The organism is Azotobacter tropicalis, from assembly GCF_059739045.1.
Genome location: NZ_AP046059.1, coordinates 270,889 through 296,019 on the forward strand (window position 1 = coordinate 270,889; position 25,131 = coordinate 296,019).

Sequence of the window (25,131 nt, forward strand, 5' to 3'; positions counted from 1 at the left end):
GCAGGAGAAGGTCATGAGTAGCATGAACGCCAGCAGGAAGGCACTGATCGTCGTCGACATCCAAAACGACTATTTCCCGGTGGCAGATGGACGCTCAGCCATGTCGAGGAGGCTGCCGGCAAGGCGGCCCTGATGATCGACGCCTTCCGTGAAAGTGGGGACCTGGTGGTGTACATACGCCATGAATTTCCCGGCGACGATGCGCCGTTCTTCCGGCCCGGGTCCGAAGGTGCGCAGATCCATCGCGGTGTGCTCAACCGCCCGGGCGAGCACGTGGTGCTGAAGCACCATATCAACTCCTTCCGCGAGACCGACCTCAAGGCAGTGCTCGACCGCCATGGCATCGATGAAGTGGTGGTGGTCGGCAACATGAGCCATATGTGCGTGGATGGCATTACCCGTGCGGCGGTCGACTTCGGATACCGGACCACAGTGCTGCATGACGCCTGCGCCACGCTCGACCTGGAGTTCAATCGTGTGAAAGTCCCGGCGGCCCAGGTGCATGCCGCCTTCATGGCTGCGCTCGCCTTCGGCTATGCCTCGGTCGTGTCCACCGCCGACTATCTGAAGACATGCGGGACGTCACATCCGCTGATTTGATTCCGATGGTCATCAAAGTGCCAAGGACGAATCCAGAGGCTGCTGTCCCTTACCCTACTTGCAGGAGCGCGTAATGACCGCAAGCATCTACTCCAGCGACGACACAGCCTTGCTGCTCGTCGACCCCTATAACGACTTTCTCAGCGATGGCGGCAAGCTGAACGGCCTGGCCAAACCGGTCGCCGATGCCGTGGGTACTCTGGCCAACCTGCGCGCGGTGGTCGACGCCATGCGCCGGGCCGGCATCCAGATTTTCTATGTGCCGCACCACCGGGCCCGGTCCAACGACTTGCAGAGCTGGAAGCATCCGAGCCCCTACCAGCTGAATGCGAGTCATGCACAGGTGTTCGCGGTCGACAGCTGGGGCGGAGAGTGGCATCCGGACTTTCAGCCCCAACCGGGCGATATCGTGGTCCATGAGCACTGGGGCGCAAGCGGCTTCGCCAATACCGACCTCGATTTCCAGCTAAAGCAGCATGGCATCGAGAAGGTTATGGTGGTTGGGATGCTGGCCAACACCTGTATCGAGTCCACCGGCAAGTTCGCGGCGGAGCTGGGCTATCACGTGACCCTGGTTCGCGATGCCACGGCGGCATTCAGCGCCGAAGCCATGCACGCCGCCCATGAGATCAACGGACCGACCTACGCTCACGCGATTGTCAGCACTTCCGAGCTTCTTGCTGCATTGCACCAGGATTCAGCGTCCCGGTTTTAAAAATTATGATCGCAATATAAATGCAGGCGCGCCCCGGTGTGCCGACAATCAGGGAGAGAGTTGCATGCGTTACATGACCTTCGGCCGGAACACCGGCCTGCGCGTTTCCGAGCTGGCGCTGGGCACCGGCAACTTCGGCACGGGCTGGGGCTACGGCACCGAGCGCGACGAGGCGCGGCGGGTGTTCGACGGCTACGTGGAGGCCGGCGGCAACTTCATCGACACCGCCGACATCTACCAGTTCGGCCAGGCGGAGACGCTGCTCGGCGAGTTCATCGCCGGCGACCGCGAGCACTTCGTCATCGCCAGCAAATACGGCCTGGGCGCCTCGCCTAACGGCGGCGTCTCGCGCACCGGCAACGGTCGCAAGAACATGGTGCGCTCGCTGGAGGATAGCCTGAAGCGGCTCGGCACCGACTACCTCGACCTCTACTGGGCGCACACCGCCGACGGCGTGACGCCGCTGGAGGAAATCCTCCGTGCCTTCGACGACCTAGTGCGTGCCGGCAAGATTCTTCACGCCGGCCTGTCCAACTTTCCTGCCTGGCGCATCGCCCGCGCGGACCTGCTGGCCGAGCTGCGTGGCTGGGCGCCGCTGGCCGGCATCCAGTTCGAGTACAGCCTGGCCGAGCGCAGCGCCGAACGCGAACTGCTGCCGATGGCCGAGGCGCTGGGCCTGGGCGCGGCGCTCTGGTCGCCGCTCGGCGGCGGGCTGCTGACCGGCAAGTACCGCGCGGGCACGACGGAAGGTCGCCTGAGCGGCCTCGGCACCCTGGTGCGCACCGAGAACTCGCCGCGCGAGACGGCGATCCTCGATGCCCTGCAGGCGGTGGCCACGGAACTGGAAGCCTCGCCGACCCAGGTGGCCATCGCCTGGCTGCGCGAGCGGGCGGTCCGCTCGAGCACCAGCCTGATCCCCATCCTCGGGCCGCGCACTCGCGAGCAGCTCGACGCAACCCTCGGCGCGCTGCAGCTCGCCCCGAGCGCGGAACAGCTCGCCCGCCTGGAGGCCGCCAGCGCCGTCGCGCCGGGAACACCCCACGAGCAGATCGCCGGGCAGCTGTCGGCTGTCCTGGGCCACCATCCGGACTTCCGGCTACCATCCATTCCCGTCGCCTGACTCCCCTTGCCCGTCATCCATCCACCGCTCATCCGTCGATCCCGGCAAGGAGCAAGCATGGCCATTGGCTATTGTCACATTGCTGATGTACAGCCGAGCGAAAACATGACTGCGCGAGGATGAGGCACTCACGCGACGAGACGTCCAGGCATCGGGGCACACGTCATTAGAACCGGCCGCTCTCCAGTTTCGTGCCATCGCTGCAGGTGGCAACGTCCTTGAGGCCGAGGTTGATCATGAGCAGTATTTGGCCTAAGTACTTATCCAATAACAATTTAAGAACCATCTTACATTGCGTTCGTAAAAATAATTTTATAGGAGGAGTTGTCGTTGCTGAAACGTTTCTTCTATGATTTGAGGTATGGGATTTATTAGAGGTGCCATCATTTTTAGAGACATCGATTGCCAAGACTCATAAGGATAATAGAATTCCTCGAAAATTATTTTCCTAGGCTGCTGCGAAGCAGGGATAGGAAGCTTCTTCGATATGGCGGAAAAGTTTTGGAGTCAGATAGGTTTTGATCGAGGCTCGATCAGTGGCCTCAGTGAGGAAGGTTAAGCAGTCTGTCTATAGAGAAGCTGATTCAATAAGTCAGCTAAAGTGTGCCGCTTTGCCTTAATAATGTATTTGCCGATGGAGACCGCTGACGGCAACTATTTCTCCAAGTGGACTATCAGGGATACATCAGTGCCGGTCGTGCAGGCAGGAGCTTGGCTGGGGCGATATCGCCCAAATAAAAGCGGATACTCTTTGCATGATAGAGAAAGAGCGACTTTTGTATCCGCTGAAAGTCATGTGCTGCGTTGCAGGTCGCGAGTGCACATTTACAAGTGAGTAAGCAGTTTTCCTGGGATTTGTTTTGGGAGGATATATTCTCAGTCGAGTCGAAGTTGTAATGCACTGGGAATAATTCAAATAAATAACTCAACGCTCCGCGCTTTTGTTGTAAAGGCTTGTGCATAGTGAGCCCGTATATGCCTGGCCGCCTGAAAAATTCAAGCTAGGGAAGGCTGAAAAATGAACAATAACAAGCATGCAAGTCGGGGGCGTGGTGATCTGGTCTGCCGACGTTCGACCATACCGCTCCTTACGCTGGCGATTTTCGCAGCCAGCCTCGCCATGCAGGATGCCGCCGGGGCGTCGGGCAATGGCACCTATCAGGAACTGTACCGGCCCCAGTTCCACTTCAGTCCTGCCGAGAACTGGATGAACGATCCGAACGGACTGGTCTACCACGAGGGCGAATATCACCTGTTTTACCAGTACAACCCGTTCGGCGACACTTGGGGGCATATGTCCTGGGGGCACGCCGTCAGCCCGGATTTGATGCATTGGGAGCATTTGCCGGTGGCCATTTCCGAACAGGGCGACGAAATGGTCTTTTCCGGCAGCGTGGTGGTCGACAAGCACAACACCAGCGGTTTCGGGAGCCGCCGCACTCCGCCGATGGTCGCCATCTACACCAGTGCGCGGCCGGGATCGCAGGCGCAGTCACTTGCCTACAGCACCGACCGCGGTCGTACCTGGAGCCGCTACGATGGCAATCCCGTGCTCGATATCGGCTCGGCAGAATTCCGCGATCCGAAGGTATTCTGGTACGCGCCGGGGCAGAAGTGGGTCATGGCCGTGGTCTCGGCGCTGGAGCACAAGGTCAAGCTCTACAGCTCGCCCGATTTGAAGAACTGGACGCACATGAGCGACTTCGGCCCTGCCAACGCCACGGGAGGAGCTTGGGAGTGCCCCGACCTCTTTCCGCTTCCCGTCGATGACGATTCCAGTCGGATCAAATGGGTGCTCCTGGTCAGCCTCAATCCCGGCAGCATCACGGGCGGCTCCGGCATGCAGTACTTCGTCGGCGACTTCGATGGCACGACCTTCCGGGCAGACAACGTCCTCGGCGACTATATGCCGCCTGCCGGCGAGCTTTACCAGGGCTTCGAGGAGCACGACTACGGTGAGTGGACCACGACCGGTACCGCCTTCGGCTCGGGCCCGACCTCCGGCACAATTCCGCCGCAGGGCGAGGTGAGCGGATATCTCGGTGGCGGCTTGGTCAACAGTTACCATGACGCGGATCTGGGAACGGGAACCCTGACATCGCCCCCCTTTACCATTGAAAGCCCTTACCTCAACTTCCTTGTCGGTGGAGGCAAGCATCCGCACGATCCCACGATCTCGGACCAGGCGGTACCTGCCGGCTCGGTATTCGCCGACTTCGAGGGCAACACTTACGGCAGCGGTTGGACCGCCACCGGCACCTTCGCCGGTAGCGCGCCGGCGGCCGGCACACTTGATGGTCAGCAGACCGTCAGCGGCTACGAGGGGCGTCAGCTGGTCAACACCTTCATCGACCATGACAATGGAACCGGCACTATTGTCTCGCCCGGCTTCACCATTATGAGCGACTACATCAATTTTCTGGTTGGCGGTGGCGCCCATCCTTATCCCGGCACTGCCAACAATCCCCCGACAGCGGTCAACCTGGTCGTCGATGGCGAGGTGGTGCGCACGGCCACCGGTCAGGACAGCGAGGCCCTCAACTGGACCCACTGGGACGTCTCCGAGCTCAGCGGCAAGACGGCGCGCATCGAGATCGTCGACAGCAACACCGGCGGCTGGGGACACATCAACGCGGACCACTTCATGTTCTCCGACGAGCCGGCCTTGCCGCGCTCCACGGAGACCACGGTCAACCTGCTCATTGATGGCGAAGTGGTCCGAACGACGACGGGCCCCAACAGCACTACGCTGGACTGGGCCGCATGGCACGTCCGGAACCTTATCGGCCAAACCGCCCAGATCCAGCTCAGGGACAAGAACACGGGCGGCTGGGGTTACATTCTCGCCGATCACTTCATGTTTGCGGATGAGCCCGCGCTGTCGCTCCTGCAGCGCAGCAGTTGGGTGGATTACGGTAAGGATTTCTATGCCGCGATCACCTTCAACAACGTGCCCGATGCGCGCCGCCTCGTGATCGGCTGGATGAACAACTGGAATTACGGCCAATTGACGCCGACGAGCCCCTGGCGCGGCGCAATGAGTATTCCGCGCGAGTTTGCCTTGCGCACCATCGATGGCGCTCTCCGGCTGGTTCAGCAGCCCGTGCGGGAACTTGATCTGCTGGGAGAAGATTGGCAGACGTTCAGCCAACAGCAGATTCCGTCCGGCACGACCACGCTTCCGCTGCAGGGCAAGGCGTTCGAAATCAAGGCCGACCTGCTTCCCGGCGACGCGAAGCGGGTCGGTCTGAAGGTTCGTAGCGGCAATGGCGAGGAAACCCTCATCGGTTACGACGCCGAAGCCGGCGAAATCTACGTCGACCGGACGCGCTCCGGAGAGGATGGCTTCAGCACTGACTTCCCCGGCGTCCAGCGGGCGCCCCTGGCTGCACGCGACGGCAAGGTTCGGCTGCATGTGCTCGTCGACTGGTCGTCGGTGGAGGTCTTTGGTGACCAGGGGCAGACTGTCATCACCGAGCAGATCTTCCCGAGTGCGACGAGCGATGGCGTGCAGCTCTTCTCCGAGGGAGGCAGCGCGATGCTCGACTCGTTGCAGGTCCGGCCACTGAGTTCGAGCTGGACGCAGTAGAGCAGCGGCGGCAACACACTCGAGCGCTTCCCTGCGGGAAGGAAAGGGCGACACACCGGTCCGCGGCCCTGGCAGGATGCGGCCGGGGGAGAAGCTCGATCCGTTCGAAGGGGAGCGCCGTTCGGTGCTGCACGAGGATGGCATGGCGCCCGATCAGACCCTGTCGCCATCGTGGCTGGAACGTCAGCTTCATGCACGCGGCTGGTGTCAGGAAGGGATGACGGGAGCGCAGCCAGCTCAGGTCATGCATGAAGATGGGAACCTGTGGAGTTTTCGGACTGCTCACATACATCATGCCTACCATCACCGCATATGGATTTCCGGTTGTTTGCCGCTCGATCGCGGTAGGCGGGTACTTTTGAATAAATGAAAGCTCCGAACTTGGATCGATTTAGCCCGGTTTTTCGGTTTGCCGAGAGTGATAATGAACTTCGCCTGACCCCGCAAGCTTCGCGCAGCTTGATAGAGCTGCAATAGCATATTGATATGCAATATAGAGGAAGGCTTGGCGCCAGTTGCAATAGTATTAAGCTGCTACAGCTGAATGGTTTCATCAAAGTAGAAATTAATGATTTATCTGTGATTTCGAGGTTGCCAAAAAAGGTTTCATTTTTTTAGGATAGCGCTATCTTTATGAGAATGGAGTCGCCGGGCTCCAGGCATTGCCTTAATGCAGCCCAGCGATAATCAATAAAAATAACACGGTAGTGGCAATAGGCTTAGCTGGGTGGTAATGCGACCACCTAGGGGTAGCGCTGTCTATTGCCGAGGTATTCCAGGATGGCTTCCTTATTCCTTCGCTCCGGATCGTGGGCATTACCTCCTGTTGTCTTCCTCCAAGTGCTTTCACGCTGCCCCGGTAGCCTTCGAACACGGCGAAAGACTGCTCGGCGCGCCCGTGCACACCACAAACCGAATTTCCCCACGTCTGCTCGCCATCTGTGACTACGGAAGTAGGTTTCATCTCGCGAAGAAGACACGCGCCTCGCAGGAACGCGCACATTGCTTACCCATAACTTCAATAACAGGAAGCTTGTATGTTTCGTCGTAAATATCTGGGCACCACCGTCATGACCGCTTTGGCGCTGTCCTTGGCATCCCTTTACGAAGGCGCTTGCGCTGCCGGCTCCCCGGCGGCCAGGACCGGGAAGGATTCAATGCTCTTTCCACCCTATGCGCTCGAGCCGAATGGCCGCGATGAAACGGTCGCCGTATCGGTAATCGATCCGGAGGCGACGCAGCGCACCTATACGATCAGCACGACGATGGACCTTCGTGACAATGCCGAAAAGCAGCGGGTTTTCACGGAGAGCGCCGGGCATCCCTTGCTGCGCAGTGGCAGCCTGATGTTCGACGGCCTGTTCGCCATGGCCATGGACGACCTGCAATTGCTGAGTGTCAGCGAGATCCGGGACGGCAACTACAACGCTGGCGAGCCCATTGACTGCAACTGTTTCCAGACGGGAGAAAAATGGACCTATGTCTGGACACGGGACCTGTCCTATGCCGCTCGACTCGGCTTGGCCGGGCTTTACCCTGAACGGGTTATCAATTCGCTGTTCTTCAAGAGCAGCGGCTTTCGGGAAGGGGTTTCGCCGCCTGCAAGCCTTCCCAAGGACAGTCTTCAGATCGTTCAGGACACCGGCTCCGGCGGCAGTTGGCCGGTGAGCACGGATCGCGTGACTTGGGCCTTGGCGGCCGAAAGCGCTCTCGACAGCCTGTCCGGCGAAGCCTATGACGAGTTCTCGGATTATGCCTACGCCGCCTTGCGCGGCACCGTGGAGGCAGATCGTCAGGCGGCCTTCGATCCGCTGCTCGGCCTGTATGGTGGCGAGCAGTCCTATCTCGACTGGCGCACACAGACCTATGCGGGCTGGATCATCGATAACCTGAGTCACATGTCCGAGTCCAAGGCGCTGTCGACCAATGTCGTCCACTACCAGGCGCTACGACTGACCGCGCGACTGGCCATGGAGCATGGCGATGCTCTGCTGGCGCAGCGCTACGAGGATTGGGCCGAGGAGCTGAAGGAGCAGATCAACAAGCATTTCTGGCTTGAAGAAGCGGGGCTGTACGCGAGTCTGACAGGCGCAGCCGAGGATCAGGCGCCTGTCGAGAAATTCGACATGCTCGGCTCGGCCCTGGCCATTCTGAGCGGAATAGCTCCCCCGCGGCATGCAGCGGAGGTTCTGGCCAACTATCCCCATAGCCAGTTGGGCGTTCCGGTGTATTACCCGCAGCAGCCGGATATAGCGGTCTACCACAATCGTGCGCTATGGCCCTTCGTCACAGCCTATGAGCTGCAGGCAGCCGCCAAGGTCCGTAATACGGCGGTCGCAGACAATGCCATCCAGTCCCTCGTGCGGGGCGCGGCACTCAACATCTCCAATATGGAAAACCTGGAGTGGCTGACCGGAAAGCCTTTTTACGATGATGGTCCAGTGATCAATTCTCCCCGTCAGCTATGGTCTGTCGCGGGTTATCTGAACATGGTCGTCGGGACGCTATTCGGATACCGCGTCGATCAGTCCGGAGTTACGGTCGAGCCTTTCCTCACTGCCAAGGCACGGCAGTTGTTCGGCGATTCGCCCCAGGCCCGGCTTTCCGGACTGAGCTACAAGGGCCATCCCCTCGAGGTGGTGCTGAAGTTGCCGGAAGCGATGTCCGGGAGCGGCTATTACTTGGTCCAGACAGTACGTCTGAACGGAACACCGGTTACCGGCGTCATTGAAGAAAGTCAGCTGAACGGTATGGCGAACGTCATTGAGGTCGAGTTCGGTGGCCTGCAAAGCGGTGATGCGCGCATCACCCTGGCGCCGGAGGTCGATCCCCGTGATCACCGGGATCCGCGTGTCTTTGCGCCTGTCGAGCCGCAAATCACTTCTGTCGAGCAGAAGGACGGCAAGTACAGGGTCTACTTCATTGACAATGGAAATAGCGGGATTTCGAGCGACTCGGTTTACTACCGCATTTTCCGCAATGGCAAGCTCGTTGACGGTCGAGTGACGCAGGCGAGCTGGACCGACCGTGACAGGATCCCTGCCGGAGCCCGCGTCTGTTATGCGGTACAGGCTGTCTTCGCCAGCAGTGGCAACCATTCGCACCATTCAGCGCCGTTCTGCACGGAGGAGGCTGCTGTCCAGGTCATTCCCGTGACCGATACCCGCGTGCTCAGCAATGTCATGGTAACGCCGCCTTCCGACGGTATCGCCGAGCCGACGCTGCGCGATTGGGGCGCTCCCAGCGATACGCTGGAAATCCGGGATATCGCTGTCTCTGAGCCCGGCCGCTACGCTATCGAGCTGGTCTATAACAACCATCAGTATGACATCAGCACCGGAGTCACCAACGCGGTGAAGCAGATCGACGTGTTGAGTGAGCACAATAGGATAGTGGCCAGCGGCATCGTGCAGATGCCCCATATCGACTCGCGTAATGAAGAGCAACCGCTGAGAACATCCACCGAAGTCGTGGCCGATCTGAAGCCTGGAATCTATCGGCTCATATTTAAGGATTATTTCAATATGAGTTATCTGGAATCGAATGGCACTTATGCTGGCAGTGGCGGGACAGGCGGTCCGGTCAACCGGGCCAGTATTGCCACGGTGCGGATCCTGAAACTCGGACGTCCAGATCTCCGCTGAACATGCCCGAGCGGCAGCTTCGACGTTGAACTTACCAAGAGCCGGAAACCTCTGCCGTCGACCCGATGCAATGCATCAAATCTTCCAGAAGTTTCTAGCCCTAGAGCCGCGCATGTTCCTTCCGGTCGCAGTCGGCGCAAAGGCTCGATAAGAAGAGCCTTCGCATGGCGCGCCTGAAGGACTTCAATGCCAGGAGATCACGCCTGGATATTTGAGTCTTTGGCGAGCAGGGCCGCTCGCCTCTTGGGTGGCCTCGCGAAGTTCACATTCGATAGAGGCATTTGATTCCTAGGATGCATTGTTTCTATCAAGAGCAATGAACCACACAATAATAAAATTCGGGATGGTCCTTGCGGTTTCAAAGACATCCCGTACAGGGAGATAAGCCATCGTGCTCTTGGAGGTGCCAAGACGGCTCAATTTGAGAAGAGGGGGGTTGCTGGCCAGCTTCATCGTTGGCGCGACAGTTGCCGTATCGGTCGTTGTCATTGCAACCCATTCTTTGTTCATTGCAGGCGTCGAGCGCGACGCCATGCTGATCGGTCGTTTCGTCAATTCGGTTGCCAACCTGCAGATTCCGGAAATGACCTTGGCCGGCTTGTTCGGTCCTACCCATCTTCCCGAGGTGCGGCAGGCCAATCTGTACGGTCCCGACCGGGTGGTGCGCTGGTCGACCGAGCCGTGGCTGATCGGTAGCAAGGGCGGCAGCGAGCACCTGGAGGCAGCCCTCACCAGCGGAGCCATCGTCACTGCCGGCCATCTCGTGGCGGGCGGCTCGGGGCTGCTCGGCAGCTTCGCCGCCGAGCACTACATCCCGCTACGGGACGAAACAGGCCGGGTGGCGTCCCTGCTGGAACTGCACAAGGAGCCGGTCGACCTGCTCACCCACCTGCAGCGCAGCTACCTGGTGTTCTGGCTGGCGGCCGTGCTCGGCGGCCTGCTGATCTATCTCGGCCTGTTCTGGATGATTTGGCGGCTCTCGGGACGGCTCGCCGCCCAGCAGCGGCAACTGGTCGCCAACGAGACGGTGGTGGCCTCGGCGAAATGTCCACGGCGGTGGCCCACAGCCTGCGCAACCCGCTCGCGGCGATCCGCTCCAGTGCCGAGCTGGCCCTGGATGCGCAGGCCGAGGCCTTGCCGCTGCGCAAGAACATCGAGGACATCATCGGCCAGGTCGATCGCCTGTCCAAATGCGTCAGCGAGCTGCTGATTTCCTCCCGCCCGCTCTGCGGCGACCGCGAGGCGGTGGACCCGGTCGCCGCGGTGGACGAGGTGCTGCAGGCCTTCGCGCGGCAGATCCGCGCCGCCGACATCCGGGTCGACTGGCAGGCGCAGCCGGCGCCGGCGGTGGTCAGCCACCGGGTGCTGTTCGCCCAGGTGCTCAACAGCGTGATTTCCAATGCCATCGAGGCCATGCCGCGGGGCGGCTCGCTGCGCATCCGCATCGCCGTCGACACGCTGGAGCGGCGCCTGCGCCTGACCATCGGCGACAGCGGCAACGGCATGACCCAGGAGCAGATGGCGATGGCCTTCCGGGCCTTCTACACCACCAAGCGCGGCGGCCTCGGCGTCGGCCTGGTGCTGGTGAAACGGATCATGGAGCGCTTCGGCGGCTCGATCCGGCTGGACAGCCGGGAAAAGGAGGGAACCGACGTGTGCCTGGCTTTCAGGATCGCAGAGAGGGGATAGACACGATGGAGCACAGCATTCTGATCGTCGAGGACGACGCGACGCTGGCGGGCAACATTCAGACGTATCTCGAACGCAAGCAGTACGAGGCGCGGGTCTGCGGTTCCGCCGAGGAGGCCCTGGCCGTCCTGGAGACCTACCGTCCCGACGTACTGCTGACCGACCGCTCGCTGCCGGGCATGAGCGGGCTGGAGCTGATCGCCCGGGTACGCGCCAGCGATCCGCAGATCAAGCCGATCGTGATGACCGGCTACGGCAACGTGGAGGACGCGGTGGCGGCGATGAAGGCCGGCTCCTACCACTACCTGACCAAGCCGGTGGTGCTGGCCGAGCTCAGGCTGCTGATCGACAAGGCGCTCGAGGCCCAGCGCCTGGAGCACACGCTGTCCTTCTACCAGGCGCGCGAGGCCAGGGACGCCGGGCTCGCGGCGCTGCTCGGCGAGTCGCCGGCGATGCGGACCATGAAGGCGACGGTGCGCCAGCTGCTGGAGGCGGAAAGCCGGATGACCGACGCCGACCTGCCGGTGGTGCTGATCCAGGGCGAGACCGGCACCGGCAAGGAACTGATCGCCCGCGCCCTGCATTTCGACGGCAGCCGGCGCCACGGCCCCTTCGTCGAGGTCAACTGCGCCTCGATCCCGGCGCACCTCTTGGAGGCGGAGCTGTTCGGCCACGAGCGGGGCGCCTTCACCGACGCCAAGGAGCGGCGCGTCGGCCTGGTCGAGGCGGCGGACGGCGGCACCCTGTTCCTCGACGAGATCGGCGAGATCGAGCTGTCGCTGCAGGCCAAGCTGCTCAAGCTGCTGGAGGACCGCAGCATCCGCCGGCTGGGCGCGGTCAAGGAGCGCCGGGTCGACCTGCGCATCGTCGCCGCCACCAACTGCAACCTGGAGCGGATGGTCCAGCAGGGCCGGTTTCGCCGCGACCTGTTCTTCCGCCTGCGGATCATCGAGATCAGGGTGCCGCCGCTGCGCGCCCGCGGCGACGACGTGCTCGCCCTGGCCGAGCATTACCTGGCCCTGCACGGCCGGCGCTACGGCAAGCCCGGCCTGACCTTCAGCGCCGAGGCCCGGGCGCTGCTGAAGAACTACAGCTGGCCGGGCAATGTGCGCGAACTGCGCAACATGCTGGAGCAGACCGCGCTGCTGGCGCCGGGCAACCTGGTCGGCGCGGCCCAGCTGGCGCTCTGCCCGGAGCTGATGGACGGCGGCGAGGCGCGCCCGGCAGCGTCCCGGGACTATGCGCCGGGGTTGCCCGAAGAAGGACTCAACCTGCCCGAAGTGGAGCGCGACCTGGTGCTGCGCACCCTGGACAGGACCGACTGGAACGTGACCAAGTCGGCGCGCTTGCTGGGCCTGACCCGCGACATGCTGCGCTACCGGATCGAGAAGCTCGGGCTGGCGCGGCCGCATCGCCGTTATTAGGCTCGGCCAAGGTATTTAACCTTACTTAAATAATATTTATTGAGTTTAAATTCTATCTTTTAAGGGATTTTTGCTATCCATTCGAGATGATTTCGGCACCGCGCAGGCGGCCGGCGCCCCCGCAGGTACAGCCGGCAGGCGATCCGTCCCACACGGTACTGAACTTGCCCAGCCTCAGTGGACACCCCGTTAAGCGATACACTGCAACGAGGTGATCCATGGCAAGGCAAGCAAGCCCGATGAAACCAACCCGTATCCGCCACTCCCAAGCCTACAAGGACGAAGCGCTGGCCTTGGCCGAACGGATTGGCGTCAGCAAAGCGGCCGAACAGCTTGGGCTGCACCCCTCCCAGCTCTATGGCTGGCGGAGCAGGAAACAGCAGGCCCAGACCAGCAGCGAGCGCGAGCAGTTGTTGGCCGACGAAAACGCCCGCCTCAAACGGCTGTTGGCCGAACAGTCCGCGGAGTTGGCCATCGTAAAAATTCTGGACACAGTTTTAGGAGCTCAGGCCGCCAGCGCCTCCATGGCCACCGGCGTCCTGTAGCCGTTGCTGCTGTGCAACCTGATCTGGTTGTAGTAGCAGGTCAGGTAGCGCAGTACATCGGACTCTGCTTCAGCCGGGCTGCCATAGCCGCTGGCAGGTATCCATTCGGTTTTCAGACTGCAAAAGAAGCGCTCCATCGGGGCGTTATCCCAGTAGTTGCCGCGCCGGCTCATGCTCTGGATGATGCCGTGTTTCTGCAGCGTCTGGCGGAACTGCCGGCTGCTGTAGTGACAGCCCTGATCGGAGTGAAACATCAGCTCTTTGGGTTTGTCGCGTGCCTCGAAGGCCATGTTCAGGGCGCGACTAGTCAGTGTTGAGTCCGGGCTGCTACCCAGGGCCCAGCCCACCAGACGTCTTGCGTGCAGATCCAACACTGCTGCCAGATAGATCCAGCGATTTCCACCCCAGATGTACGTCACATCACCACACCAGACCTGATTGGGGACTCTCACATCAAAGCAGCGCTGCAGATGATTGGGTGCAATCACGGACTCCTCCACAGCCAGCCGATAACGATGGCGACGCTGCTGCGTGCTGACCACACCGGCCTCTCGCATCAGGCGGGCCGCCTTGTAACGGCCAACAACCTGGCCTTCACTGCGTAGCGCGGCTGCCAGTGTGCGGGCTCCTGCCGAGCCCCGGCTACGCTCGTGCAGCACGACCAGCCTGGCCCGCAGGCGATCCCGACGGGGATTGCGCCGGGCCTACCGGCTGCGCTGCTGGTAATAGCTGCTACGTCCAACGCCGAAGGTCAGGCACTGCTCGATGACCGGGAATTGTGTGCTCAGCATGCCGATCAGGCTCACCGATCGAGCGAGTCGGACATCAAGAGCGCAGTAGCCTTTTTTAGGATTTCGTTCTCCCGCTCGACCCGGCGAATACGGGCTTCCAGCGCCTGAATGCGCTGCTGCTCCGGCGTCATCGCCTTCGATTTCGGCGTCTGGCCGTCACGTTCGAGCCGGAGCTGTTCGACCCAGCGGCGCATGGCCGTCGGTTCGACACCCATCGCCGTGCAGGCCTCGGTCACGCTGTAGTGGCGATCAAGCACGAGGGCTGCTGCTTCGTGCCTGAACTCAGTGGAGAAAGATCGTTTAGCCATATTCTGTTACCTCGCTGTGTGGCGGTAGCGTACCGCCCTATCGGGGTGTCCAGAATCATTAGGCCATTACATTTCCCTGCTGAGTAGAAGGAAAAGGATGAAAAGGAAAGAAGCAGATTTAATTAAGTCTTTGTTTAATAAGAATTTATTTCTTAATTATGCAAGATTTATCTCCCACCTTTCTCATGGTTTATCTCCCGCCTTTCTGCTATTTCATCTCCCAACCGATACGACTTACTGGGGTTTCATCTCCCGCATGGCTATGTCTCGAGCTAGGGCATAGTAGGGTTGTCGTAAGGTTTCTTGAGTTTCATCTCCCGGCTTCTTAGAACTTTTGTGGGTTTCATCTCCCACTCTGGAGGCTTTTGGGTGTGGATAACTCTGCTTCAGGGCGCTCCAACTGGTTAATTTTTGACTTATTAGTGTTTCATCTCCCATTTGGTGTCTGATCTTGCCCAGCCTATCACTGCCCTGAAAATGGTCGGTGACCGGGCCATAAAGCTGAGGCGGTTCAAAATGGAAAAACTACTAGGACCTGCAGCCGCCGTGGGAGATGAAACCGCAGAATCCCCAGGCTCCAGAACACAACTCATGCCTTGGAGGCTAGCCAGCCCTACAGAGACTCTGTGGCGGGAGATCAAAGCCTCGAAAGTGGCTCTCAGCCATGCAGACCGCTGGTGGCGGGAGACGAAACGGCAAAACCGTCAGGACCTGCGCCTGCCCTGGGAGATGAAACGGCGAAATCCCCCGGCCCCCACGGCACGACACTCGCCCTGATCCGCCCACACAGACTCTGAGCGGGAGATCAAAGCCTCGAAAGTGGCCGCAGCCTCGTAGACCGCTGGCTGCGGGAGACGAAACGGCAAAAACCGCCAGGATCTGCTCTTGCCATGGGAGATGAAACCGCAGAACCCCCCGGGCTCCAGGACACAACTCATGCCTTGGAGGCGTAGCCAGCCCTACGGGGACTCTGGGGGCGGGAGACGAAACGGCAAAAGCAACAGGGCCTGCAGCCGCCGTGGGAGATGAAATCGCAGAATCCCTAGAGCCTGTTATTAACCCGTTCGTTTCTTGATCAGCCGAGTGTTGCCAAGGCCTTGAGAGCAGTCGGCAACATCAGGCAAACAAAGGCTATGAAGTGAAAGCCCGCCAGCGTCGAGGCCAGGCGCTCGTAATCCCGACTCAGTCTTCGAAAGCGGGCCATCCAGCCGAAGCTGCGCTCGACCACCCAGCGCCGGGGCAGCAGGATGAAGCCCTTCTTCGCTTCCGTGTGCTTGATCACTTCCAGCTGGATGCCATGCGCCTCTGCCTGTCGGGCCGCCGACTCGCCGCTGTAGCCCTGGTCGGCGAAGGCAACCTCCACCGCCTCACCGGTCACCCGCTGCACCTGCTCGGCGAGGGCGGCCACCTGGGCGCGGTCCTGTTCGTTGGCGGGCGTCACCCGCAGGGCGAGCAATTGCCCCAGCGTATCCACGGCCATATGCACCTTCGAGCCCTTGCGGCGTTTGGCCCCGTCATAGCCGGCCCGTGCGCCGCTTTCCGGCGTCGACTGCAGGGTGCGGCTGTCGAGGATCACGGCGCTGGGCTGAGCCTTGCGCTTGTCCGCCACCCGGATCAACGCGCGCACATCATGCAGCAGTTCCTCGAAGACGCCGGCCTCGATCCAGCGTCGGGTCTGCTGATACACCACCTGCCACGGCGGCAGATCATGCGGCATCTGCCGCCAGAGCAGGCCGCCGCGGACGATGTAGCGCAGGGCATTGAAGACCTCGCGCAGGCTGTGGACGCGATGGGCGGAGGATTCGGGCATCAGCGCTAGATAGGGCGCCACGAAGGCCCACTCCTCATCGCTGACATCGGTGGGGTAGGGTTTTCGGGTTAACTGCAAACGATAACCAAAGCAGTGGTTAATAACAGGCTCTAAACCTATGTCCACGAATGTATGTGTGGCAAGATCAAGAGGACTGGAAGGGGCGATGAATGGTCACCCTGTCATCAGGCTCATGTGTTTTGATGTCAATCCTTCAGGCATATGATGCATGAGTATTGCTCCCAGCCTGCTCTGGAGGGAGCGAAATTTGCTGTAGGAACTAGAATGCTTGATGCATTGGTTTTACCACATGCGTTTGGTTTCTTGGCCCATGGAAGAGAGCGTGGAAAGGGATATGTTTACAGTCAGTGTGAGTTATGCACGGCTCGTCGAGGAGACGCTTAGGGCGGAGGGTTTGAAAATTGAAAATCTACTTAAGGAGTTGAATCTAAACCTCGAAATTTTTAATGACGTGGGAGGCTGCCAAGTCAAGGATCTTTCAAGGATTTTGAGTCGAGCTGTGGTGCAGACTGGCAACCCAGATTTAGGGCTCAAAGCCTATGGACTGGTCAAGCCTGGGATCTACGATGTAGTGGGCTATGTAATGATGTCTAGCCCTAACCTGAATTGCGCATTACAGCATTTTGTTCGTTACTATTCATTGATTGACAATGGCGTTGATTTATCCCTGCACCAGGAGGGCACTGTCTATCGCCTGAGCAGCAACCGTCATGGCGGCAGCAAAGGGATACCGAGGCAGTTTCATGATCTTGGAATGGCAGCTTTGATTTCCTATTTGCGTTGGCTGTACGGGAGTTCGCAGTTTACCCCTTTGTGCGTCGAGCTCATGCATCCAGAGCCAATTAATACGGCAGAATATCGTCGCATTCTGCAATGTCCCCTGCATTTCGACTCTCCTAATTATTCTATTTTATTTGACGCTGCTCAGCTGGACTCGCCCCTTAGCACGGCAGATGAAGCTTTAGCGAGTATGCACGAGCGTTTTGCTGAACAACGCTTGCATGAGCAGACGTCTCAAGTGAGTACTTGGCGCGTCCAACAGTTGATCATGGAGCGTCTGGCCGCGGGCGAACCAACGATCGAGGACATTGCGGCAGCGCTTTGTATCAGCAAGCGCACCCTGCAGCGTTGTCTGAAAAAGGAAGGTACTCAGTATAAAGACTTGCTGAATGAGACTCGCCGTGATCAGGCCCACCTGTATCTACGTCATTCCCATTTCAGCCTGCAGCAAGTGGCCTATCTCTTAGGATTCCACGAACACAGTAGCTTTTTCCGGGCCTGCTCGCGTTGGTTTGGTATGACTCCAGGACAGTACCGAGCTCATAGGAGCTTTCTCCGGGGTGACGCTCAAAATCAACAAAATCATACTGTGCCTGCATATGGATAACAAATGAAGAGAGAGCGAAGGGCTCTATCGTTTTGCGGTGCAAAATTGAGGGCTTTGTCGGGACTCTACCCATGGCGATAAGCGCTTCATGTAACCAAATGGATGATAATATTATTCTCAATTTAGCTTGGAGAAATCATTTATCAAGGAGGATTTTCTAAATCTGATCTTTTTTTGCAATGCAAAAATAAAGCTTGCACTGCTGATTTTGCGGTGCAACAATATGCTTGCCCGTTGAATCCAAGAAGTCGTTGCAGCGGCGCGCCAGGCCAGTCCGGCCGTCACTATGCAGGAGATACGTCATGTCTTTTTTTGATCTGGAAAAAATGGAAAGTGCTTCCAAATTCAACCTGGATGCCGTGCAGCAGCTGAACAGCAAGATCTTCGAGAGCGCTGAAGAGCTCTCCAAGCTGCAGTTCAAGACCATTCGGGCTGCGGCTGATGACAATTTCGAGAACCTGCGCAAGCTGCTGTCCGTGCGTGATCCGCAGGCTTTTCTGGAGCTGCAGGCTTCTTTCTTCAAACCCAACGAGCAGGCTGAGCGTCTTGTAGAGTTCAGCCGTCAGACCTATGACTTAATTTCCCGCTTCCAGGCAGAGGTCACCAAACTGACCGAGCGTCAGATTGAGATTGGTACCCAGCAGGCCCAAGAAATCGTCGAGGAGATTTGCAAGAACGCTCCGGCTAGCGCAGAGCCAGTCGTGTCCGTATTCAAGTCTGCCGTTGAAGGGGCAGGCAATGTCTACGAAAGTGCGCAGAAGGCGGCCAAGCAGGCCTCTGAAATCACCGCAAGCGGTATCGAGGCGGCTGCCAACGCTGCAAGTCAGGCTACTACTCAGTCTTCCGGCAAAAAGACTGCCTGACGGCGACTGGAACTGGTTACCGTTGCGCCACAGTTTTACCTTCCTTGAGTCCTTCGGCGATGAAAGTCAGTTCTGGCCTTCATCGCCATCTTTTTTTCCGCCTGTCTTACCGGCAAAGCCAGAGAAAATACCGAACATATTCTGGGTATTCAGGTAGAGCTTTTTGGATTGCTCGACATATTGACGCATAAGATCTTGCATCATTGGGGCTTGGCTCTGCATGAAGTCTGTCCAAGCCTGGGTCGACTGTACTCCTGCCTGCGTCTGCACATCTATGACGCTTTGAATGCTCTTCTCCAAATAGCTGGTAAGTACCCCTTGAAAAGGGCCATAGAAGCGAATGATTCCTTTAAGCATCTCGCTGGAGAAAATTGGCTCACCATCGCTCTCGGCTTCTTGGATTATTTGCAGAAGGATGGTGCGGGTCAGGTCCTCTCCGGTTTTGGCATCGATCACCTGAAAGGGCTCTTCGCTGATTACCAACTGGCGGATGTCGACAAGTGTGATATGACTGCTGGTGTGAGTGTCATACAAACGGCGGTTGGGGTATTTCTTGATCAGACGAATATCGTTCCGGCCATTGGCTGACATGCGTATATCTCATTCTATAGGCGGGGCTGACATGTTAGCCCAAACTGTAGCTACCTGGCTTGCCGAGGGTAAAGGGCTGAAGAGTGGGCAGTTCCGCGTAAGCGGCCGGGCATCACACCTTGCAGGAAGGTTTCCAGTTGTGTGGCAGCAGCTGGGTGATCTCGCTGGCCTTCTGCGTCGGCAGCCGGGTCAGCACATCTTTCAGATAGGCATACGGATCATGCCCGTTCAGGCGTGCCGATTGAATCAGCGTCATCAGGGCGGCCGCACGCTTGCCGCTGCGCAGTGAGCCGGCGAACAGCCAATTTGCGCGGCCGATGGCCCACGGGCGTATCTGGTTTTCGCACCAGTTGTTATCTATCGCCACCATCCCGTCATCGAGATAGCGCACGAGGGCCGTCCAGCGCTTGAGGCAGTAGTCGAGTGCCTTGGCGATGGCCGTGCCTTCATGCACCAACCGGCGCTGGGTGAGCATCCAGCCGTGCAGGGCATCGGCGATGGGCTTGGCTTTTTCCTGGCGTATTCGCCATCGCTCGTCGGGCGGCAGGTCGCGCACCTCGCGCTCGATGTCGTACAGCTGACCGATGTAACGCAGAGCCTGCTCGGCCAGTTGACTCTGGTTGGCGACATGCAGGTCGTAGAACTTGCGCCGGGCATGGGCCAGGCAGCCGATCTCGGTCACGCCCCGCTCGAAGCAGGCCTTGTAACCGGCGAAGTCGTCGCAGACCAGCTTGCCTTTCCAGTCGCCCAGGAAGGTGCGGGCATGCTCGCCGGCACGGCTGGGGCTGAAGTCGTAGACCGTCGCACGCAGCCCGGCGAACGGGCTGGGAACGTAGGCCCAGACGTAGGCGCGCTGGGTCTTCTTCATGCCCGGCGCGAGCATCTGCACCGGGCTCTCGTCGGCATGGACGACGTTCTGCTCCAGGACTATGTCCCGCAGCGCATCGACCAGTGGTTGCAGTTGCACGCCGCAACGGCCGACCCACTGCGCCAGGGTCGAGCGCGGGAGGGCGAAACCGGCCCGGCCGAAGATCTTTTCCTGCCGGTACAGGGGCAGATGGTCGGCGAACTTGGCCACCATGACCTGGGCCAGCAGCCCGGCAGTCGGGATGCCCTTGTCGATCACCTGGGCCGGAACCGGCGCCTGGATCAGCGTTTCGCATCGTTCGCAGACCCATTTGCCGCGGATATGTTGCTCCACCGTGAAGACGCCCGGGGTGTAGTCGAGCTTTTCGCTGACATCTTCACCGATGCGTTTGAGCTGGCAGCCGCAGGAGCACTGCGTGGTGTCCGGCTCGTGATGGATCAGCGTGCGGGGGAACTGCGGCGGCAAGGCCGTGCGCTTGGGCTGCCGGCGTGGCTCGGTAGCGGCGGGAGCTGGAGCCAGTTCCTCGAGCTCGGCTTCGATGGCCGCGATATCGGTATCGAGCAGATCGTCCAGCAGGCTGAGCTGGGCAGCCTTGAGCTGCTCGCTGCGCCGGGCAAACCGATGCCGCTTGAGGACGGCAATTTCGTGAGCCAGCTGCTCGCCGCGGGTTTTGTAGTAATGGACCTGCTGCGTCAACTGCGCCGCCAGTTCGCGCAGTTGCTCGGGAGTCAGATGGTCGAAGCAAGCAGAAGTCATGGCGCCGAGTGTGCCTGCCTTGATCGCCATCGACGATAGACCGTTCGGTCAATTGCGCGGCATGGGGCACCTGACGGCCAACTATAAAAGGCGGATTTCGGCCCCCGATCCGACCCGCTGCCAAGGCAGCCCGACCACCAGTGCCTGAAGCTGCTCGGCGCTCAGTTCAAACTGGGCACCCTGCCAGCTGCCCGGCCAGACGAAGCGACCTCGGTTCAGCTGGCGCGAGGCCAGCCAGACACCGAAACCATCGTGAACCAGTACTTTCATGCGGTTGGCCCGCTTGTTGGCGAACAGGTAGGCGTTGTGTGGCTTCGCCGCACCGAAGACCTCCACCACCCTGGCCAGCGCCGTTTCCGTTCCGGCCCGCATATCCAGCGGTTCGGTGGCGAGCCAGATGGCATCGATACGGATCATTGCAGGATCTCGCGCACGAACCGGGCACAGCCCTGCGCATCGCCCGCAGGCCAGTGAACGGTCAAGGTCGTACGGCGATGAGGAATTTCGATACGGATGTCCGCGCTGGATGAGCACTCCGCTCGCGCCGGCGATTCAAGCGCAAGCGGGATGAACGCCGGCAGGGTTTCAACCGCCTGGCTGCGAGCCGTGCGTATCCATTTATGGACAACGTTGCTGTTGATGCCATGGCTCAGCGCCACGCTGGCGACGGAGGCGCCGGGCTGGCCACACTCCTGCACGATTTGAGCCTTGAAGGCCGTGGAATAGGAACGACGCTGCATGATTTCCCGCTTGAAAGCCTGGAGATGGTGTCCACGATAAATAGGTGGACACCATCTCTTAGCCTGGCGGGCTCAAACCAGATGACTTGGCCGGACGCTTACAGTTCCGCGCCCTAGGGACGCCTCTTCGTCAAGAAGGCACCCTGGTCGTTGCTGGACCAGGGGACATCTGTGTGGTGATCAGTTGATCAGGCTGAGAAATTCGCTGCGAGTGGCTGCATTGCTACGGAAGTGGCCAAGCATGACCGAAGTGACCATGGTGGAGTTCTGTTTTTCCACGCCACGCATCATCATGCACATATGTTGCGCTTCGATCACTACACCAACCCCCGAGGCGCCGGTGACTTGCTCCACGGCTTCGGCAATCTGGCGAGTAAGATTCTCCTGAATCTGCAAGCGTCGTGCATACATATCGACGATGCGAGCAACCTTCGACAAGCCTAGAACCTTGCCGTTGGGCAGATAGGCCACATGTGCCTTGCCGATGAACGGCAGCATGTGGTGCTCACAGAGCGAGTACAGCTCGATGTTTTTCACCATCACCATTTCGCTGTTGTCCGAGCTGAACAGGGCGCCATTGACAACTTCCTCAAGCGTCTGCTGATAGCCGCGGCAGAGGTACTGCATGGCTTTGGCCGCGCGCTTGGGCGTGTCGACCAGGCCTTCACGGGAAATGTCCTCGCCGAGGTGAGCGAGGATCGCGGTATACTGCTGTTCCAAGGACATGGATATTCCTGCGAGAGCTTTTAGCTGCTAGATGAAATACACGAGCGTGCAGGTTAGGGGGGGGCAGCGAGGCTTGCAAGCACGTTGGTAGGGTCAGGCTATTCGTCGCGTCCCTCAAGCATAGTGCGTTTGAGTAGGACATAGACAGCTCCGGTACCACCATGGCGGGACAGGCAGGAGGTAAAGCCAAGCACGTGCGGATGCTGGCGTAGCCAAGTGTTGACGTGGCTCTTGACCATGGGCCGCTTGCCGTCCAGGCGCGCAGCCTTACCATGGGTGACCCGCACGCAGCGCACTTCCAGCTTGGTAGCTTCGGCAAGAAAGTTCCAAAGTGTTTCGCGGGCCTTCTCCACTGTCATGCCATGTAGGTCCAGGCTGCCTTCAAAAGCGATTTGCCCGGCTCGGAGCTTGCGCATCTGTCCCTCTTGGACGCCGTTGCGTGCCCAGTAGAGGTCGTCTTCTGCCGCTACATCGATGACGAATTGATCGGACAAGCCGTCGATTTTCTGTACTTCGACCTGCTGCATGGCTGCCTGGCGGCGGCTGGCGATTTGCTTATAGTCGCGTTGCGGAGCGCCCATATCGGCACGATTATCCTGACGCAAGGGTTTGACGCCCTGAAGAGCTGATTGGAACAAGGCAAAATCGTTATCGGACATGGGCTGGCCTCCACACAGGGCATTTAGTGTAACCAATGGATGCCTTTCGACGTCAGTTGTGTTTTTGCCGACCGGAAGCGAAGGAGGTGCCGGAATGTCGTGCGGAGCGCAAGCTGCGCCGGCAGATACGCCAAGCGCGGATACCTATCCAAAGCAACAGCAGGCCGAGGGCCAGGAGAAGGGCAGCAGTGCCGGAGGAGAGGTTTGGGACGCCGATATCTGTTCCAGGGGCGGGGGCTCGACCAAGAAGCGATGCAGTGCCAGCCATGGCAAGCAATATGCCTAAAGAGGCCAACAATGCCGCAAACGCTGCGCCAAGGTGCCAGCGACCAATTGGGGGCTGTCTGTGGTGGACTTAGGAGCGTTGGATTCGTCCGGCGACTTCATGGAGGGTTCCTCTCGCTGAGGTCTTGGCCTTGAACCGGCTCGGCAACTGGCAGCGTAGTCTGTCGCCGAGCAGCGAATATGCTTCCGTCAGTGTCGCGCTGTGGCTGAGCGGAATGAATTAGGTCAGTGCTTTTGCATCGGAAACTACCGCCGCAAAGTTGTCGGCGAGGCTGGCGATCTCGATGCGGTGCACCTGCTCCGCATTGATGGTTCCGCTTGGGCTGGGCAGGTCGCGGGTGGCGCAGGCACGATCCACCAGGGTGCAGCGATACCCGTAGTCCTTGGTTGCGCGTACGGTGCTACTGACGCTGGAATGGGTCATGAAACCGCAGACGATCAGGTCTAAGCGGCCGATTGCCTGCAGCCGATCATGCAGGTCGGTACCGGAAAAGGCGTTCGGCAGACGCTTCTCCACGACGATTTCTCCTGGCTGCGGGCAGATTTCCGGCATGAGTTGGCCACGCGTTCCCTGTGGGTCGAGAAAGCCCCCGGGAATGCCGAGGTGCTTCACATGCACCACCGGAGTGCCTGCGGCGCGGGCGGCAGCCAGCAGGCTGGCAATCTCCGTAAGCGCAGATTCGAGCCCGGGTAGGCGCAGGATGCCACTGCGATACTCTTCCTGCGCATCGATGATAAGCAGGGTGGCATTCTTCAAGGTGGCCGGTGCAAAGCTACGGCCTGTGATCTGCATCACGGTTTGTGGTTGGGGCATGGTGGCTCCTCCATGGAAAAACGGCGCAGATTGTCTCCTTCCTGCCGGCAGAAGGGAATAAATATCACCTTAAGTCTGAGATCGGGATGACTGCCGGACCCGGGATGCCAATCGAGCCGGCACTCGAGAGGCATAAGCCCAAAGGGGCGAAGGTCCACCAGCCGGGTGTGTCGGTCGCTATGTGGATATGGCCTGGCACTGAGCTGCCAAGCCCAGCTGCCTGCTAAAATGCCCGCTTTTGGGTTTGGAGATTCCCATGGCAGCTATCCCGACTCGCCTGTGCACTCTGCGCGATTATATTCGCTGGGCGGTCAGCCGTTTTCATGCCGAAGGAGTGTATTTCGGTCATGGCACCGACAATGCTTGGGACGAAGCCCGTCAGTTGGTGCTCGGTGCTCTGCATTTGCCTTGGGAAATGGCCGACGGTTATCTGGACTGTCGCCTCGAGGAGGACGAGTGCATGCATCTCGGCGCCTTGCTGCAGCGCCGTATCGAGGAGCGCATCCCGGCAGCTTATCTGCTCGGCGAGGCCTGGTTCTGCGGCCTACCGTTCCTGGTCGACGAAAGAGTGCTGGTACCGCGCTCGCCCATCGCCGAACTGATAGGTCAGCGCTTCGCCCCCTGGTTGCCGCACGAGCCGACGAGGATCCTTGATCTTTGCACCGGCTCCGGCTGCATCGGTATCGCCTGCGCCTACCAATTCCCCGAAGCCGAAGTCGTGCTGGCCGACCTGTCCTTCGATGCGCTTGAGGTAGCCAACCGGAATATCGAGCGTCACGCTCTCGACGATCGCGTCTATACCGTGCAGGGCGATGGTTTTGCCGGTCTGCCGGGGCAGCGCTTCGATCTGATCGTCTCCAATCCTCCCTACGTGGATGCCGAGGATTTCGCCGACATGCCGCAGGAGTACCACCATGAGCCGAGTATGGGGCTGGCCTGCGGCGAGGATGGCCTGGATCTGGTGCGGCGCATGCTGGCCGAGGCGGCCGACCACCTGACCGAGCGGGGTGTGCTGATCGTCGAGGTGGGCAACAGCCAGGTACACGTGGAGGCGCTCTACCCGGAAGTGGATTTCACCTGGCTGGAGTTCACCCAAGGTGGGCATGGCGTCTTCCTGCTGGCCGCCGCCCAATGCCGCGAGTATCAGGCGCTGTTCCGCGCGCGGATTTCCGTCTAGCTCTCCTTG

The 25,131-nt window shown here is 59.8% G+C and carries 19 protein-coding genes and 3 pseudogenes; 11 read left to right on the forward strand and 11 right to left on the reverse strand.

Annotated features, from left to right (window positions below; genetic code table 11):
* Positions 1-22 precede the first annotated feature (22 nt).
* From Atro_RS01315 to Atro_RS01335, 5 genes and pseudogenes are all read left to right on the forward strand, one after another.
* Positions 23-600: pseudogene (locus tag Atro_RS01315) on the forward strand (cysteine hydrolase family protein).
* Between the two features lie 73 nt (positions 601-673).
* Entirely contained in the window at positions 674-1,315 is a 642-nt protein-coding gene (locus tag Atro_RS01320) for a cysteine hydrolase family protein (protein WP_497926103.1), read from the forward strand.
* A 64-nt stretch (positions 1,316-1,379) separates the two neighbouring features.
* Complete coding sequence (locus Atro_RS01325; protein WP_497926104.1) at positions 1,380-2,435, forward strand: aldo/keto reductase; 1,056 nt, start codon at positions 1,380-1,382, stop codon at positions 2,433-2,435.
* A 1,018-nt stretch (positions 2,436-3,453) separates the two neighbouring features.
* Positions 3,454-6,024, forward strand: a complete 2,571-nt coding sequence (locus Atro_RS01330) for a GH32 C-terminal domain-containing protein (RefSeq protein ID WP_497926105.1) — start codon at positions 3,454-3,456, stop codon at positions 6,022-6,024.
* Positions 6,025-7,061: 1,037 nt separating this feature from the next.
* A complete protein-coding gene (locus Atro_RS01335) occupies positions 7,062-9,668 on the forward strand; it encodes an alpha-L-rhamnosidase-related protein (RefSeq protein ID WP_497926106.1) in 2,607 nt (868 codons plus the stop codon).
* A 288-nt stretch (positions 9,669-9,956) separates the two neighbouring features.
* Here Atro_RS01335 and Atro_RS01340 read toward each other — a convergent pair whose 3' ends face one another.
* Positions 9,957-10,178: a hypothetical protein gene (locus Atro_RS01340; protein ID WP_497926107.1), complete on the reverse strand. Its 222-nt coding sequence runs from the start codon at positions 10,176-10,178 to the stop codon at positions 9,957-9,959.
* 534 nt (positions 10,179-10,712) lie between these two features.
* Between Atro_RS01340 and Atro_RS01345 the strand changes: the two genes are divergently transcribed.
* The 3 genes and pseudogenes from Atro_RS01345 to Atro_RS01355 all read left to right on the forward strand — a co-directional run.
* Complete coding sequence (locus Atro_RS01345; protein ID WP_497926108.1) at positions 10,713-11,357, forward strand: sensor histidine kinase; 645 nt, start codon at positions 10,713-10,715, stop codon at positions 11,355-11,357.
* Between the two features lie 5 nt (positions 11,358-11,362).
* Positions 11,363-12,781: a sigma-54-dependent transcriptional regulator gene (locus Atro_RS01350; protein WP_497926109.1), complete on the forward strand. Its 1,419-nt coding sequence runs from the start codon at positions 11,363-11,365 to the stop codon at positions 12,779-12,781.
* Positions 12,782-12,999: 218 nt separating this feature from the next.
* Positions 13,000-13,263 (forward strand): annotated as a pseudogene (locus Atro_RS01355) (transposase); the annotation flags it as partial.
* Between the two features lie 23 nt (positions 13,264-13,286).
* Here the strand turns inward: Atro_RS01355 and Atro_RS01360 are convergent.
* Together Atro_RS01360 and Atro_RS01365 are read right to left on the reverse strand one after the other, a co-directional pair.
* A pseudogene (locus Atro_RS01360) lies at positions 13,287-14,425 on the reverse strand (IS3 family transposase).
* Positions 14,426-15,500: 1,075 nt separating this feature from the next.
* Positions 15,501-16,313, reverse strand: coding sequence for an IS5 family transposase (locus Atro_RS01365; protein ID WP_497926110.1), 813 nt, complete (start codon positions 16,311-16,313; stop codon positions 15,501-15,503).
* Positions 16,314-16,527: 214 nt separating this feature from the next.
* On the opposite strand from Atro_RS01365, the gene Atro_RS01370 reads away from it, so the two are divergent.
* Both Atro_RS01370 and Atro_RS01375 read left to right on the forward strand, forming a co-directional pair.
* A complete protein-coding gene (locus tag Atro_RS01370) occupies positions 16,528-17,643 on the forward strand; it encodes an AraC family transcriptional regulator (protein ID WP_497926111.1) in 1,116 nt (371 codons plus the stop codon).
* 302 nt (positions 17,644-17,945) lie between these two features.
* Positions 17,946-18,506 (forward strand): phasin family protein, encoded by a 561-nt coding sequence (locus Atro_RS01375; protein WP_497926112.1) that lies wholly within the window; start codon positions 17,946-17,948, stop codon positions 18,504-18,506.
* Positions 18,507-18,572: 66 nt separating this feature from the next.
* On the opposite strand, the gene phaR is transcribed toward Atro_RS01375, so the two are convergent.
* The 8 genes from phaR to Atro_RS01415 all read right to left on the reverse strand — a co-directional run bounded on the left by phaR (position 18,573) and on the right by Atro_RS01415 (position 23,945).
* A complete protein-coding gene (phaR, locus tag Atro_RS01380) occupies positions 18,573-19,097 on the reverse strand; it encodes a polyhydroxyalkanoate synthesis repressor PhaR (protein WP_497926113.1) in 525 nt (174 codons plus the stop codon).
* A 112-nt stretch (positions 19,098-19,209) separates the two neighbouring features.
* The gene (gene tnpC, locus Atro_RS01385; RefSeq protein ID WP_497927609.1) at positions 19,210-20,721 is read right to left on the reverse strand and encodes an IS66 family transposase; all 1,512 of its coding nucleotides are present in this window, start codon (positions 20,719-20,721) and stop codon (positions 19,210-19,212) included.
* A gap of 81 nt (positions 20,722-20,802) precedes the next feature.
* Positions 20,803-21,138: an IS66 family insertion sequence element accessory protein TnpB gene (gene tnpB, locus Atro_RS01390; RefSeq protein ID WP_497923359.1), complete on the reverse strand. Its 336-nt coding sequence runs from the start codon at positions 21,136-21,138 to the stop codon at positions 20,803-20,805.
* Positions 21,135-21,461: an IS66-like element accessory protein TnpA gene (gene tnpA / locus Atro_RS01395; protein WP_497923361.1), complete on the reverse strand. Its 327-nt coding sequence runs from the start codon at positions 21,459-21,461 to the stop codon at positions 21,135-21,137. Before tnpA ends, tnpB begins: the two co-directional genes overlap by 4 nt.
* 180 nt (positions 21,462-21,641) lie before the next feature.
* Positions 21,642-22,187 carry a GTP cyclohydrolase I FolE gene (folE, locus tag Atro_RS01400; RefSeq protein WP_039804438.1) on the reverse strand — a complete coding sequence of 182 codons (546 nt, stop codon included), beginning with the start codon at positions 22,185-22,187 and terminating at the stop codon, positions 21,642-21,644.
* A gap of 98 nt (positions 22,188-22,285) precedes the next feature.
* The gene (locus Atro_RS01405) at positions 22,286-22,846 is read right to left on the reverse strand and encodes a Smr/MutS family protein (protein ID WP_497926114.1); all 561 of its coding nucleotides are present in this window, start codon (positions 22,844-22,846) and stop codon (positions 22,286-22,288) included.
* Between the two features lie 52 nt (positions 22,847-22,898).
* Complete coding sequence (locus Atro_RS01410) at positions 22,899-23,180, reverse strand: hypothetical protein (RefSeq protein WP_497927734.1); 282 nt, start codon at positions 23,178-23,180, stop codon at positions 22,899-22,901.
* Between the two features lie 171 nt (positions 23,181-23,351).
* Complete coding sequence (locus Atro_RS01415) at positions 23,352-23,945, reverse strand: cysteine hydrolase family protein (RefSeq protein ID WP_497926115.1); 594 nt, start codon at positions 23,943-23,945, stop codon at positions 23,352-23,354.
* Positions 23,946-24,201: 256 nt separating this feature from the next.
* On the opposite strand from Atro_RS01415, the gene prmB reads away from it, so the two are divergent.
* Positions 24,202-25,122, forward strand: coding sequence for a 50S ribosomal protein L3 N(5)-glutamine methyltransferase (prmB, locus tag Atro_RS01420; protein WP_497926116.1), 921 nt, complete (start codon positions 24,202-24,204; stop codon positions 25,120-25,122).
* Positions 25,123-25,131: the final 9 nt, after the last annotated feature.

Coding starts and splice junctions, on each gene's coding strand:
- Atro_RS01350 (WP_497926109.1), top strand. CDS start 11,363: ATGGAGCACAGCATTCTGATCGTCGAGGACGACGCGACGCTGGCGGGC.
- Atro_RS01335 (WP_497926106.1), top strand. CDS start 7,062: ATGTTTCGTCGTAAATATCTGGGCACCACCGTCATGACCGCTTTGGCG.
- Atro_RS01415 (WP_497926115.1), bottom strand. CDS start 23,945: ATGCCCCAACCACAAACCGTGATGCAGATCACAGGCCGTAGCTTTGCA.
- Atro_RS01340 (WP_497926107.1), bottom strand. CDS start 10,178: ATGAACAAAGAATGGGTTGCAATGACAACGACCGATACGGCAACTGTC.
- Atro_RS01405 (WP_497926114.1), bottom strand. CDS start 22,846: ATGTCCGATAACGATTTTGCCTTGTTCCAATCAGCTCTTCAGGGCGTC.
- Atro_RS01320 (WP_497926103.1), top strand. CDS start 674: ATGACCGCAAGCATCTACTCCAGCGACGACACAGCCTTGCTGCTCGTC.
- tnpC (WP_497927609.1), bottom strand. CDS start 20,721: ATGACTTCTGCTTGCTTCGACCATCTGACTCCCGAGCAACTGCGCGAA.
- Atro_RS01370 (WP_497926111.1), top strand. CDS start 16,528: ATGCATTGGTTTTACCACATGCGTTTGGTTTCTTGGCCCATGGAAGAG.
- Atro_RS01325 (WP_497926104.1), top strand. CDS start 1,380: ATGCGTTACATGACCTTCGGCCGGAACACCGGCCTGCGCGTTTCCGAG.
- tnpA (WP_497923361.1), bottom strand. CDS start 21,461: ATGCAGCGTCGTTCCTATTCCACGGCCTTCAAGGCTCAAATCGTGCAG.
- tnpB (WP_497923359.1), bottom strand. CDS start 21,138: ATGATCCGTATCGATGCCATCTGGCTCGCCACCGAACCGCTGGATATG.
- prmB (WP_497926116.1), top strand. CDS start 24,202: ATGGCAGCTATCCCGACTCGCCTGTGCACTCTGCGCGATTATATTCGC.
- phaR (WP_497926113.1), bottom strand. CDS start 19,097: ATGTCAGCCAATGGCCGGAACGATATTCGTCTGATCAAGAAATACCCC.
- Atro_RS01330 (WP_497926105.1), top strand. CDS start 3,454: ATGAACAATAACAAGCATGCAAGTCGGGGGCGTGGTGATCTGGTCTGC.
- Atro_RS01345 (WP_497926108.1), top strand. CDS start 10,713: ATGTCCACGGCGGTGGCCCACAGCCTGCGCAACCCGCTCGCGGCGATC.
- folE (WP_039804438.1), bottom strand. CDS start 22,187: ATGTCCTTGGAACAGCAGTATACCGCGATCCTCGCTCACCTCGGCGAG.
- Atro_RS01375 (WP_497926112.1), top strand. CDS start 17,946: ATGTCTTTTTTTGATCTGGAAAAAATGGAAAGTGCTTCCAAATTCAAC.